Raw genomic sequence first — 11813 nt, 5'->3', positions numbered from 1 at the left:
GATGATTCTGGTTGCACAATCATTTAATCGGTGCACTTCCTTTCTTGGATTTTGCGTATTGAGTGTAATGTGCTCGTTGGCATGCATTTCTTTACAAGGCAATTTCTCCGATCTGACACACACTGACATTTAAAGGTTGATAATGGAATCATCATTAACGAACAGCGAGGTGTGTATATGACCACTCTAAATGCGAAGCGTTACAAAAAGTCAGCATTGGCTTTGGTCGCAGCAGCGGCAGTGACTATGGCGTCAACTTCTTTTGCAGCGGGATCGGCTCAAGCGCCAGTGAAGTCAATGGATCCGTATTCCGAGCAAGCGTTAGACCGCATGGCGGCTGAATTAAAGCTCGATGCGAGTACGAAAAAGAAAGCCGGAAAGCTGTTTGCTGAAGCCAGAGAAGATCGCCAAGAAGTGATCGAAGATCTGCAAGAGCTACGCAAACCTATGATGCAGTTAAACCCTGTAGATAAAGATTATGTTGATCAAGTTGCGGATTTGTCTGAGAAACGTAGTGATTTGATGCAAACCCTAGAAGTACAGCAAGCGAAGACAACTCATGAATTCTATGCGTTGTTAACGCCACAGCAAGTGCAGCTGATGCAAGATCGCCGTAAATAGTTCAGATGAGAAATCGGTTCCCCCACCTTGATAGCCGCATCCATTGATGCGGCTTTTTTTATACTGAGAAACGACTAGCGCTTCTTACCGCCTTTACCTTTATTAGAGGATTTGCCACCTTTTGGGCCTCGTTGAGGCTTTGGCTTGTTAGGCTTTTTCTCTGGCTCGGTGCGCAGCACTAGAAATAGGTCTGTTACCAATTGTGGGATTTGCTCGATACAAGACTTGGTGAGTTTCTCGCTTTCACGAATTTGTTGCACTTCTTCGTCTTCAAACAAGCCAGATGCCACCATAAATGGTAGTAGAAGTTCGGCTACTTCTTCCTCTTTTTCGGTTTCAAACCAGCTACGTTCCGTGAAGAACACGCCTTCCATGAAGCCTGACGCCCATTCTTCAAGTTCACTCAGCTCATTTGGATCGCTGCTTACTTCGATTTCACAAGGGACTAAGAAGTCGTCTTCAGACTCTAATTCCTTTTGAATATCTGATGCCAAACGCACCATTAAATTCTCGATGTGCTTTTGTTCTTTATCAGAGGTAAAATTAGGCGTTTCTTCGAAAACAAGCGGTAACCATTGAGACGATGCTGGTGGCTCTGGGCAAATGGCAAGAGCGGTTAGGAAACCGTGTGCCATCACAAAGTTTTGGCAGTCTTCGTGGACGGCATCGGAATCAAGAAAGTTTTCGAGCTCTTCTAATTCTAAGTCATCAAGAGGTTGGTGTTGCATTTAAGTGATCCTATTCATTATACGCGACACAGTTTAAACACATCAGTTGTAAAAAACCATGAGCAAACCCGTTAAAAACGACTCTGTAGAGCGAATAGATCCAGCGCTCGAGCATGCCCTGCAACGTTTGGGGTACTCATCTTTTATTGGTTCACAAGAAACGTGTGTTCGTGCTGTGGCAGAGGGCGAGGATGTGTTGGCTCTGTTGCCAACCGGAGCTGGTAAGTCGGCGATTTATCAAGTGGCGTCTTTGGCACGAGAGGGGGTTGGTTTAGTGATCAGTCCTTTGATCGCCATTATGCAGCAGCAAGTGGAGGCACTTCAGGGGCTTGGGATTAAAGCAGAGTTTTTAAACTCCACGCAAAATGGCGCGGAGCAAAATGATCTGTATTGGCGCCTGCGACATAATGACGTCGAAATCTTGTACATGTCGCCTGAAAAGCTTCTGCAATCGAGTGTGATGGGGTTATTAGAAGATGTACCGATTGCTTGCATTGCGGTGGATGAGGCGCACTGTATTCTACGTTGGGGGCGTAATTTTCGCCCGGAATACGCGCAGCTTGGCTGTTTGAAAACGGTGTTTCCTGGTGCGCCTATCATTGCGCTAACTGGGACTCTGTTGCCCAACAAAGAGCAAGCGATAGCGAATGCGTTGGGCTTACAAGCTCCGAGAATTGTTCGTGAGAGTATCAGTCGTCCAAATATTCAGCTTAAAGTCTCGCAAAAAAAACGTGCCAAACAGCAGTTACTTTCCTTCTTAATGAAAGATGCAGTGGCTCAACCGGGGATCGTTTATTGTCGTGCCCGAGCTAAATCCGAAGAGTTAGCCAGTTGGCTTTCTAGCAAAGGGATTTCGGCGACTTGTTATCATGCCAGTATGAATGCGGAATCAAGAGAAGCGGCTCATCAATGCTTCGCTAAAGGTAAAGTGCAGGTGCTGGTGGCGACCACGGCTTATGGCATGGGGGTTGATTTGGACCACGTTCGCTTCGTAGTGCATATGGACTTACCTTTGTCGCTAGAAAATTATGTGCAAGAGGTGGGGCGAGCTGGCCGTGATGGCCGTGCCGCACAGGCGTTGTTATTTTATGGCCTTCAAGACGTTATGCAGACTTGGCAGTTTGTCCGACAAGAGCAAATGGAAGACGAGTTCTGGCGCCTGATGTCCTGCCTGGAACACACGGATTGTCGTCAAAACGTGCTGCTAGAGGCTTTCTCTGAATCACCTAAAGAAGCGTGTGGGTTGTGTGATCGATGCCGTTCAACCAGCAAGCAGCATAATGTCACCATTGCAGCGCAGAAACTCTTAAGCCTTGTGCATCATACGAGAGGTGTGGTGCCGTTTGCTGCCTTGATTCAAGCATTGATGGGCAAGCGTACTAAGCAAGTAATGAACTACCGCCTTGAAGGTCACGCATTGTTTGGTACTGGAGCAGCGTTAGACGAAATTCAGTGGAAATCTGTGGTACGTAGCTTGCTGGCAAAAGGGTATCTATTTATTCAAGGATTAACGCCTTTCTCTGTTGGGCTGGGTGAAGAATGTCGAGCGTTATTGCGTTCGGAAGTGCAGCTATTAACGACAACGGATTGGTTTTACCCAGCCCTAAAAGATACGCAGGAATGGGTGAAGCCTTCGGGAAACTGGCAAAAGTTATTGCAATGGAGTGTGACCAATCGGGCCTCTGATTACCTTACAGAGAAGCAACTGCATGCCATCTTCGAATCTAACCCAACGTCTATTGCTGCATTGAGTCGTTTGACGGGGCTTAGCAAAGACATTCTTAGTAAGTTGAATGCGAGCGATTTATTCAATGAACAAGTAAGTGAGAAGCTGGATGTCTAACGTCTTATCAGCCGAGCTTAAAAATAGAATCGCTGAGAAAGTACAAGAGTGCATGACCCGAGCGGAGCGTTACTTTCAGATCAAGTTAAGTATGCCGACCTATAACTTTAGGCAACGCGGACGCAGTGCCGGTACGGCGTATCTGCAGCGCAATGAAATGCGTTTTAATCTGTTTATGTTAACCCAAGATACAGAGCGCTTTATCGAAGAGGTGGTTCCTCATGAGGTGGCTCATATTGTGGTACATCAGGTTTTTGGTAGTAAAGTAAGGCCTCATGGAAAAGAGTGGGTGGCAGTGATGGAGCACATTTTTAATGTGGAAGCCTCGCGAACGCATGACTTCGAAGTGCCGAAAGCAAAGAATCTGTTTGAATACCGCTGCCAGTGTCGAACTCATGAATTTACCGCCCACCGTCATGGGCGTGTGAAGCGTGGCAGTCAGTATCTTTGTCGTCAGTGCGGCAGTCAGTTAACTTTTGTGAAACCGATCGCTAGTCACTAAGAGATTTATTGTTTTGTTGCGAACTTGATGGGATGTTTCCAAACACTGCTTGTAGTAAGATAGCCGCCATCTGTTTTATGGTAATTTAGAATGACTTCTGAGATCGATCGAAAAGAAAAGCTTGAACTGAATAAACTGCAAAAGCGCCTGCGCCGCCTAACGGGCCAAGCCATTGCAGAATTCAATATGATTGAAGATGGCGATAAAGTCATGGTGTGTTTGTCTGGTGGTAAAGACTCCTACACTATGCTGGATATCTTATGTAATCTACAAAAGAGTGCGCCGATTAATTTTGAAATTGTGGCGGTGAATTTAGACCAGAAACAGCCAGGCTTCCCTGAGCATGTTTTGCCTGAGTATTTATCGGGCCTTGGTGTGAACTACCACATCCTTGAAAAAGATACCTACAGTATCGTCAAAGAAGTCGTACCAGAAGGTAAAACAACCTGTGGTTTATGCTCACGCCTACGTCGTGGTTCGTTGTACGGCTTTGCTGAAGAAATTGGCGCAACCAAAATTGCCTTGGGTCACCACCGTGATGACATTTTGGAAACCATGTTTTTAAATATGTTCTTTGGCGGTAAGTTGAAGTCGATGCCACCTAAACTTTTGAGTGACGATGGTAAGCACGTTGTGATTCGTCCACTGGCTTTTTGTAAGGAATCTGATATTGAACAGTATTCTTTACTGAAGTCTTTCCCAATCATTCCTTGCAATCTTTGTGGCTCTCAGGAAAATCTACAACGTCAGGTAGTGAAAGAAATGCTTCAAGGCTGGGAGAAACAATACCCAGGACGTTTGGATACGATGTTCTCAGCGGTCCAAAATGTTGTGCCGTCACATTTGGCGGACACTGAATTGTTTGACTTTAAAGGTCTGAAACAATCTGAAGAAGCAATGAAACGCTTAAACGTTATCTCGCTTTAATATAAGGAAGCTGTATGTCAATGAAGAAACTATTACCTCTTGTGTTTGGGGCTGCTGTCTCTGTTCAAGCAACTGCAGAAACTACTGTTGATGGCAGTCTTTCTAATGATGCAGTAAAGCTGGATGTAAGCTTAGATCAAGGCCGTTATTTCTTTGATTTCGGTGGTATGTACCATTCTGATGATGGTAAGTACGGTTACATCGGTGCACACATCGAAGATATCGATGTTGCGAAAGATTACCCAGTACAAGTTGGTCTGGGTGCGCGTCTGCTTGCTGTAGATACCAAAGAGTACAGTGTTGATAATGCTGGTACAGCTGTGGCTTTAGGCGGTTTTTACCGCTATACGTTCCCTAACGCTAATCGCTTCAGTGTGTTAGGTTCTCTTTACTACTCGCCAAAGGTGTTATCTTTCCAAAACATTGATAGCCTGTATCAAGCAGAAATCCGTGGTGAATACCGTACATTGCGTAATGCCCGTGTATTCTTACGTTACGGAATGACATCTGTCGATCTTGATCGTTACGGTGATGTTGATATGAATCAGGGTGTTGCAATTGGCGTCTCAACAACCTTCTAAGGTGTGATGTTTCGATTAAAAAAGGTGGCCTTGGCCACCTTTTTTGTTTTCAAATAAGCAATTTATGAAATGCTTATTTACTCGCCTTCAAACGCACAAAGTGAGAAAACAGGAATGTCTAGGTCCTGAATCTTAGCACTGCCACCTAGATCAGGAAGATCAATAATAGCTGCCACTTCTTTAATGTTTGCGCCTTGCTGTTTCAGTAGGCTCATTGCAGCAATAAGAGTACCGCCAGTGGCAATCAGATCGTCAAATAACAAAACCTGAGCACCTTCTTGAACCGCATCTTCTTGAATTTCTAGCTCGGCACTGCCGTACTCTAAATCGTAGGATTGCGAAATCGTTTTACCTGGTAGCTTGCCTTTTTTGCGCACTAGCACAAGTGGTTTGCGCAACTCGTATGCCAATACTGAAGCAATCAGGAAGCCTCGAGCATCGATACAAGCAATGTGAGTGATGTCGCTATCAATGTAACGGTGTACATAAGCGTCAACCACCATACGCATCCCTTTCGGGTTGGTGAAAATAGGGGTGATATCGCGGAAGCTAATCCCTGGCTTTGGCCAATCTTCAACTGTGCGAATTAGAGACTTAAAGTAAAAGTCATCAAAAAGCATAGGTAAAACCTTAACTGAATGGTTAATTAAACATGCTCAATGGTAGCACATTCTGATGACGCACCGACAAGTTTCTCCATTTCGGCCATATCAATGATCGAAATTTCCTTACCATCCACGTCAATTAACCCATTTTTCTGGAAACGCGTCATAACACGGCTTACCGTTTCTACAGCCAAGCCTAGGTAGTTACCAATTTCTCCGCGTGACATAGATAAGCGGAATGCTGTCGCTGAGTAGCCACGCTTTTTGAAACGGTGCGATAGATTCAATAAGAACGACGCGACTTTTTCATCTGCATTCTTCTTGCCTAGGAGCACCATCATTTGTTGGTCGTCACAGATCTTACGGCTCATTAAGCGAAATAATTGATGCTTAAGTGAAGGGATCTGCGAAGACAGTTGTTCTAGGTGTGAAAATGGGATTTCACAGACTGTGGTGGTTTCCAACGCTTTGGCAGAAACAGGATAGTGATTTTCATCAATACCGCTTAGACCTACGAGCTCGCTAGGGCAGTAGAAGCCTGTGATTTGCTCCTCACCAGAGTTAGTGATGTTAAAAGTTTTAAGTGTGCCCGTACGTACAGCAAATACAGAATCAAATTCTTCACCTTGATGAAACAAAAGCTCACCTTTTTTCAGTGGTCGCTTACGCTCAATGATCTGATCAAGACGGTTGACGTCTTCGTCAGCCAACGCGATTGGTAAGCACAGCGCACTTAGACTGCAGTTTTGGTACTGCGAAGTCAGCTTGCTGCTGAAACGGTTATTAGAATTAGAAATTGCCATAAATACTCTCCCTGAGCTCGATCGGGTAATTAAATAACTTTTGAAAAACTGTTGTTGTTTGTTAGGTACTTATCAAATGCCATGCAGACGCATCGAACCAGTAATCTACCGACTTCCGTTATCTCGAGATCAACTTGCTCTTCATTATAATAGACCTTTATAACGCCATCGTCTTCAAGTGCTTTCAAAGAGGCCAATTCATCTGCAAAGTATTGGCTAAAGCGTATGCCGAATGATTGTTCAATGTCACTGCTTTTTAAGTGGTTGTGGCAAAGAAGCTGCATGATTAATGCATGTCTGATTCGGTCATCTTGGCAACTGATGTAGCCTTTCATGATGGCAAGTTGACCGTTTTCTATGCAGTTTTGATAAAGTGATAAATCCGTATGGTTTTGAAAATACGCATTACCTACTTGGCTGATGGCTGAAACACCAAACGCTAGTAGATCTGTTTCAGCGTGGGTAGTGTACCCTTGAAAGTTACGCTGAAGATGACCTTCTTGTTGTGCTTTTGTTAATGAATCATTTGGTTTAGCGAAGTGGTCCATACCAATGTAGACATAACCTGCGTCCGTTAACGTATCAATGCTGAGTTTCAGTAGTGCTAATTTTTGCTCAGGTGAGGGTAGGTCCTCATCTAAGATACGACGTTGAGGCGCAAACCTTTGTGGTAAATGAGCATAGTTAAACACTGAAATTCGATCTGGTGACAAGGCAATGACTTTATCAAGGGTTTCTTTAAAACCTGACAGTGTTTGTTTTGGCAGCCCATAAATTAAGTCGAAATTAATAGAGTTAAAATCGAGATCTCTAACATCGTTTACCACACTTTCTACAAGTTCTAGAGGCTGTATGCGATGAATGGCTTTTTGCACATCATCGTTAAAATCCTGAATGCCAAGGCTAACTCGATTAAAGCCTAGCTTTCTTAGCACTTCTAGCTGGCTGCGGTTTACTTCCCGTGGGTCGATTTCAATACTAAAATCTTGTGAGCCATCAGTAACCAGATTGAACAGCTCATGAATCCGAGAGAACAATGTTTCAAGATTCTGTTCACTTAAGAAGGTTGGCGTACCACCACCGAAATGGAGTTGGGTGACAGGACGGCTTTGATCGATCATTAACGCGCGTAAGCGCATTTCTTCACCCAGCAATTCAACATACTCAGTTCCCTTGTCATATTGCTTGGTCACGATTTTGTTGCAAGCGCAGTAGTAACAAAGGTGCGCGCAAAATGGGACGTGAAAATATAGGCTCAATGGCGAGTGTGAGGGCTCTAGCATCTTACCGATCAATTCCATCTTGCTGACGTCTGTCGAAAACTGAGGCGCAGTTGGATAGGAAGTGTAGCGTGGCCCAGCAAGGTTGTATTTTTGGATAAGTTGGGAGTCCCAAAGCATAAAAGCGTGTCCTATTAAAAATTCTAATAGGAATTTTACTCTTATGCCTTTTTCACTTGCTGATATAGATCAAGAATTGGAGCTATACGATCGAAGAAAGCACGCTTTTCACTAGAGGGATGCTGTAAGCCCCATAAAGAATGATGGAGATACCAAACAGCCATTTGAGTTGATAGCGCTGCCATATGTCTTTTAATTGTTGGCTAAATAGGCCCGCCAGCAACATGCTTGGGAGAGTGCCTAAGATAAAACCTGTTATTGCCATCATGGAAAGTGACACTGAGCCAAGGGATGTAGCCCATAGCACGGTAGAATAGACAAGCCCACAAGGTAGCCAGCCCCAGATAATGCCGGCAAGTAAGGCTTGTTTGCTGGATCTTATAGGCAGCAAAGATTTGGCTGCGGGTTGAATGCTTTTCCACAGAAGTCGTCCTGCTTTTTCTGTAACAAGAATCAGTCTAGATGCGCCGCAGATATATAAGCCCATTAAGATCATGATAATGCCAGCCAATGTGCGAAGCGGTTGCATGGATTGGGTGTAGTAATCCGCAAGGCCATAGTACAAAGCACTACTTAGCAATAAGGTGAACGCTAAGTAAGACAGACCTCTACCAACATTGTAAGCCACTAGCCATGAGTGCTTTATCTTGCCGCCCACTGATAGTAAAGAAGCAAGGCCTCCGCACATACCTAAACAGTGTCCTGCACCCGCTAATCCTATGGCGATACCACTTAGGAAAATGGAAATCACTGTTTCATGTCCGTTTCATCGTCATCAAACAGAATACGCTCGCCTTCTCGATTAAGGTCGTCAAACTGATCACCTTTGACAGCCCATATAAAAATGAGGATAGCAATAACCACAAAGATGCCGGCAATAGGTATTAATAAAAAAAGGCTTTCCATAAAGGTGTTCCTAGAGTTTGTTTAGTCTGGAGGCGTTGACAACAACCATTAATGAGCTTAACGCCATGCCAATGGCGGCCACCCAAGGTGGAATAAGCCCAGCAATGGCCAGAGGTAAAAGCGTCGCATTGTAACCAGCTGCCCAGAATAGGTTTTGTTTAATGATCTTGCGACAGCGTTTTGCCCCTTTTAACACTAGTGGAATTGTCTCAAGGTGGTCGCTCAGCAAGACGGCATCCGAGTGCAATTTAGCAAGGTCAGAGCTGGCTCCCATTGCCATTGAGGTGGTTGCTCCAGCAAGAGCTGGCACATCATTAAGGCCATCACCAACCATCACAATGCCTTTATGAGGTTGTTGTTTAATCCATTGCCACTTTTGATCAGGTAAACAATCCGTTTCATAGTCGTCAAACCAATCTCTTGGAAGAATGCTCATTGCAGAGGTGGCGCTGTCACCTGTTAGCAGGCTTAAGCGTACTCCTTGGTCCCTCAAAGTACTAAGAACCGATTCGGCTTCAGGGCGCAGAGCATCACAGAGAGAAACAACGGCTATTAATTTCTTAGAATCAGCCAGATAAAGTGTCAGTTTGCCTGGTTCAGCGTATTGCTGTTGTTCAAATGAGATATCATTTTGAAGCATTAGTGCTGCGTTACCAAAGAAAAGCGTTTTACCATCAATCTCCCCCGTAACCCCTAGGCTGGGAAGGTTTTGAAGGTGGTCAACTTTACTTGGTGGAATACTATGGAATGTCTGGGCAATAGGATGCTTAGATTGACTTTCTAATGCGCTGATCCAACTTAGTAGCAATTCCTCAGAATAGCACTCTGATAAGTTGACGAACTTAACGATTGAGAACTTACCTTGGGTTAATGTTCCGGTTTTATCGAAGACTATTTGCTTTGTTTGTGCAAGTGACTCAATAACATGTCCACGAGTGACTAAAAAGCCCTGCTGCTTAAACGCATTGGTCATGGTGGTTAATGCGACAGGTGTGGCAAGAGATAGGGCGCAGGGACATGTGACAACTAAGACACTGACCATGATCCAATAAGCTTGTGCTTCGCCCATGAAAGACCAAAAAGCGTAGGTTAATGAAGCCGTGATCAAGACAGCGAGAACGAAATAATGCGCTACATTATCAGCAATCACCGCCACACGTGGTTTTTCGCTCAGTGCTCGCTCAGTAATGCGCGAAATGGTAGCTGCTTGGGTGTTCTGTCCAATATTAGTGACTTCTAGCTCAATTTGTTGGTCAACATTAATAGTTTGCGCTCGTAGCAAATCCCCTTTGTGTTTGGCTACTGGCTGGTACTCACCGGTCAAGCTAGATTCATCAACGTTAGTAAAGTCACTTAATAAAATGCCATCTACAGGAATGGTCTGTCCTGATTCAAGTTTGGCAATATCTCCGCTTGTTAGCTTATGTACTGGAATGACTTTCTCTGAGCCTTCACGTTTTACGATAACCGGTTCTAGATCAGTGTTGTGGCGAGCTTTGTTTTGATTGGATCGCGCCAGTGTCTCGAGAAAACGTCCCAGTAATAAGAAAAAGATAAACATCGTAGCTGAGTCAAAATAGACATGTCCCGACTCTGTGTAAAACGCGATCACACTGGAACCATAAGATAGAAGAATCCCCAATGATACGGGCAGATCCATAGTGAAATGACGGTTTTTGAGATCTCGAAGTGCCCCTTTATAAAAGGGGAGGCCGGCGTATAGGACGACAGGTGTTGCGAACAGGAAGCTGATCCAGCGGAGTAATTGGCGGTGGCTATCTTCCATGCCTTGCATGTCACCTGCATACATTGCAATGGCACTCATCATCGCTTGCATCATGCCGACACCAGCGACTCCCAGTCTTATAATGGCTTTTTTCCGTTCGGCCTTGTGTATCTGATCTTGTTCGCCTGGTCGATGTGGATGTGCGCTGTAACCAATCTGTTGGAGGCTCTGCGAAAGAACTTGAACAGTGGTTTTGTTTGGGTCCCAAACTAGTGTCGCCAATGCATCGCTGGCATTCACGTGAATGCTAATGACACCACATTGATTGGATAAATGGCGCTCAATTAACCAGGCACATGCAGAGCAGGTAATGCCTGAGATGGAAAGTTGGATGGTGTGCTGTTGCGCTTCTTGATAAACGTATTCGTTGTAAAGGTCGTCATCGTTTAATAGGTCAAATAGTGCTGAAGTATCTGAGGATGAGCGTTTCGCAGTGTTTGTGTCTCTGCGCTCATAATACATAGATAGGTCTGCGCCACATATGTGCTCAGCAATGGCTTGGCATCCATAACAGCAAAACTCACGGCGTTGGTCTTGTAGTGTACTCGCGATGTCTAGCCCTGTGGGGATAGGATCCCCACAGTGAAAACAAACATTACTCATAAGTTGAAATTCAAATGGTCATGAATGTTGCTGTTGATGCGGCCGCTAAGCTGCCAGCCATTTTGAGACTCTAAATAAACGTTCCAAATCCCAGATAAGGGTTTCTCAAGTTGTGCTCGATACTCATCATTTTGGATTTTTTGGAATGTTACACTAAAGTCTTTGGCTGACACTGCCGCGTGTGCGAACAAAGCCGTCAGTTCATCTGCCGTGGCATTTTCTGTGCTCAGTAAAAGCTCACCAGTCAAGTCGTCCATGCGAAGATGGGCTTTGATTCCCATTGTTTTAGCTGCCTCGCGCTGGGTAATCACTTGGTTAATTGCTAAGCCTTCTTTGTAATAGTCGTCTTTCACAAGATCACTAGAGGAGTGAAGGGCGGCATAGACTTGTACAACGGCAACTAATACGGAAGACAGCGGTACACTGATAATAAACCAAGGCCAAAACTGCTTATACCAAACCGGAGCAACGGTAGAAGACATACAAGTTCTCCAATACTTAAAATGAG

At 44.7% G+C, this 11813-nt stretch carries 13 protein-coding genes; 5 read left to right on the top strand and 8 right to left on the bottom strand.

Annotation, left to right across the window (positions count from 1 at the left end):
- Positions 1-177 precede the first annotated feature (177 nt).
- A complete protein-coding gene (locus C8D85_RS03570) occupies positions 178-621 on the top strand; it encodes a Spy/CpxP family protein refolding chaperone (protein WP_133559977.1) in 444 nt (147 codons plus the stop codon).
- A 74-nt stretch (positions 622-695) separates the two neighbouring features.
- On the opposite strand, the gene C8D85_RS03565 is transcribed toward C8D85_RS03570, so the two are convergent.
- Positions 696-1349 carry a YecA/YgfB family protein gene (locus C8D85_RS03565; RefSeq protein WP_133559976.1) on the bottom strand — a complete coding sequence of 218 codons (654 nt, stop codon included), beginning with the start codon at positions 1347-1349 and terminating at the stop codon, positions 696-698.
- 58 nt (positions 1350-1407) lie between these two features.
- On the opposite strand from C8D85_RS03565, the gene C8D85_RS03560 reads away from it, so the two are divergent.
- From C8D85_RS03560 to C8D85_RS03545, 4 genes are all read left to right on the top strand, one after another.
- Positions 1408-3192, top strand: coding sequence for a RecQ family ATP-dependent DNA helicase (locus tag C8D85_RS03560; protein WP_133559975.1), 1785 nt, complete (start codon positions 1408-1410; stop codon positions 3190-3192).
- Positions 3185-3694: a SprT family zinc-dependent metalloprotease gene (locus tag C8D85_RS03555; protein ID WP_133559974.1), complete on the top strand. Its 510-nt coding sequence runs from the start codon at positions 3185-3187 to the stop codon at positions 3692-3694. The genes C8D85_RS03560 and C8D85_RS03555 overlap by 8 nt, the downstream gene beginning before the upstream one ends.
- Positions 3695-3784: 90 nt before the next feature.
- Positions 3785-4621, top strand: coding sequence for a tRNA 2-thiocytidine(32) synthetase TtcA (gene ttcA / locus C8D85_RS03550; protein ID WP_133559973.1), 837 nt, complete (start codon positions 3785-3787; stop codon positions 4619-4621).
- Between the two features lie 14 nt (positions 4622-4635).
- The gene (locus C8D85_RS03545) at positions 4636-5202 is read left to right on the top strand and encodes a YfaZ family outer membrane protein (RefSeq protein ID WP_133559972.1); all 567 of its coding nucleotides are present in this window, start codon (positions 4636-4638) and stop codon (positions 5200-5202) included.
- Positions 5203-5279: 77 nt separating this feature from the next.
- Here the strand turns inward: C8D85_RS03545 and C8D85_RS03540 are convergent, their stop codons facing one another.
- The 7 genes from C8D85_RS03540 to C8D85_RS03510 all read right to left on the bottom strand — a co-directional run bounded on the left by C8D85_RS03540 (position 5280) and on the right by C8D85_RS03510 (position 11787).
- On the bottom strand, positions 5280-5822 hold the full coding sequence (locus C8D85_RS03540; protein ID WP_133559971.1) for an adenine phosphoribosyltransferase: 543 nt from the start codon (positions 5820-5822) through the stop codon (positions 5280-5282).
- A gap of 26 nt (positions 5823-5848) precedes the next feature.
- Positions 5849-6610 carry a fumarate/nitrate reduction transcriptional regulator Fnr gene (gene fnr, locus C8D85_RS03535; RefSeq protein ID WP_133559970.1) on the bottom strand — a complete coding sequence of 254 codons (762 nt, stop codon included), beginning with the start codon at positions 6608-6610 and terminating at the stop codon, positions 5849-5851.
- A gap of 29 nt (positions 6611-6639) precedes the next feature.
- Positions 6640-8010: an oxygen-independent coproporphyrinogen III oxidase gene (gene hemN / locus C8D85_RS03530; protein ID WP_133559969.1), complete on the bottom strand. Its 1371-nt coding sequence runs from the start codon at positions 8008-8010 to the stop codon at positions 6640-6642.
- An 82-nt stretch (positions 8011-8092) separates the two neighbouring features.
- On the bottom strand, positions 8093-8761 hold the full coding sequence (locus C8D85_RS03525) for a sulfite exporter TauE/SafE family protein (protein ID WP_133559968.1): 669 nt from the start codon (positions 8759-8761) through the stop codon (positions 8093-8095).
- Positions 8758-8916: a cbb3-type cytochrome oxidase assembly protein CcoS gene (ccoS, locus tag C8D85_RS03520; protein WP_133559967.1), complete on the bottom strand. Its 159-nt coding sequence runs from the start codon at positions 8914-8916 to the stop codon at positions 8758-8760. The genes C8D85_RS03525 and ccoS overlap by 4 nt, the downstream gene beginning before the upstream one ends.
- Positions 8917-8926: 10 nt before the next feature.
- Positions 8927-11305 carry a heavy metal translocating P-type ATPase gene (locus C8D85_RS03515; RefSeq protein WP_133559966.1) on the bottom strand — a complete coding sequence of 793 codons (2379 nt, stop codon included), beginning with the start codon at positions 11303-11305 and terminating at the stop codon, positions 8927-8929.
- A complete protein-coding gene (locus C8D85_RS03510; protein ID WP_133559965.1) occupies positions 11302-11787 on the bottom strand; it encodes a FixH family protein in 486 nt (161 codons plus the stop codon). Before C8D85_RS03510 ends, C8D85_RS03515 begins: the two co-directional genes overlap by 4 nt.
- Positions 11788-11813 lie beyond the last annotated feature (26 nt).

This window comes from Marinomonas communis, assembly GCF_004363305.1.
In the GTDB taxonomy this organism is placed as follows: Bacteria; Pseudomonadota; Gammaproteobacteria; order Pseudomonadales; family Marinomonadaceae; genus Marinomonas; species Marinomonas communis.
Note: the sequence above shows the minus strand (reverse complement) of the source record. Positions and strands in the feature narration are given on the sequence as shown.

Coding starts and splice junctions, on each gene's coding strand:
- C8D85_RS03570 (WP_133559977.1), top strand. CDS start 178: ATGACCACTCTAAATGCGAAGCGTTACAAAAAGTCAGCATTGGCTTTG.
- C8D85_RS03565 (WP_133559976.1), bottom strand. CDS start 1,349: ATGCAACACCAACCTCTTGATGACTTAGAATTAGAAGAGCTCGAAAAC.
- C8D85_RS03560 (WP_133559975.1), top strand. CDS start 1,408: ATGAGCAAACCCGTTAAAAACGACTCTGTAGAGCGAATAGATCCAGCG.
- C8D85_RS03555 (WP_133559974.1), top strand. CDS start 3,185: ATGTCTAACGTCTTATCAGCCGAGCTTAAAAATAGAATCGCTGAGAAA.
- ttcA (WP_133559973.1), top strand. CDS start 3,785: ATGACTTCTGAGATCGATCGAAAAGAAAAGCTTGAACTGAATAAACTG.
- C8D85_RS03545 (WP_133559972.1), top strand. CDS start 4,636: ATGTCAATGAAGAAACTATTACCTCTTGTGTTTGGGGCTGCTGTCTCT.
- C8D85_RS03540 (WP_133559971.1), bottom strand. CDS start 5,822: ATGCTTTTTGATGACTTTTACTTTAAGTCTCTAATTCGCACAGTTGAA.
- fnr (WP_133559970.1), bottom strand. CDS start 6,610: ATGGCAATTTCTAATTCTAATAACCGTTTCAGCAGCAAGCTGACTTCG.
- hemN (WP_133559969.1), bottom strand. CDS start 8,010: ATGCTTTGGGACTCCCAACTTATCCAAAAATACAACCTTGCTGGGCCA.
- ccoS (WP_133559967.1), bottom strand. CDS start 8,916: ATGGAAAGCCTTTTTTTATTAATACCTATTGCCGGCATCTTTGTGGTT.
- C8D85_RS03515 (WP_133559966.1), bottom strand. CDS start 11,305: ATGAGTAATGTTTGTTTTCACTGTGGGGATCCTATCCCCACAGGGCTA.
- C8D85_RS03510 (WP_133559965.1), bottom strand. CDS start 11,787: ATGTCTTCTACCGTTGCTCCGGTTTGGTATAAGCAGTTTTGGCCTTGG.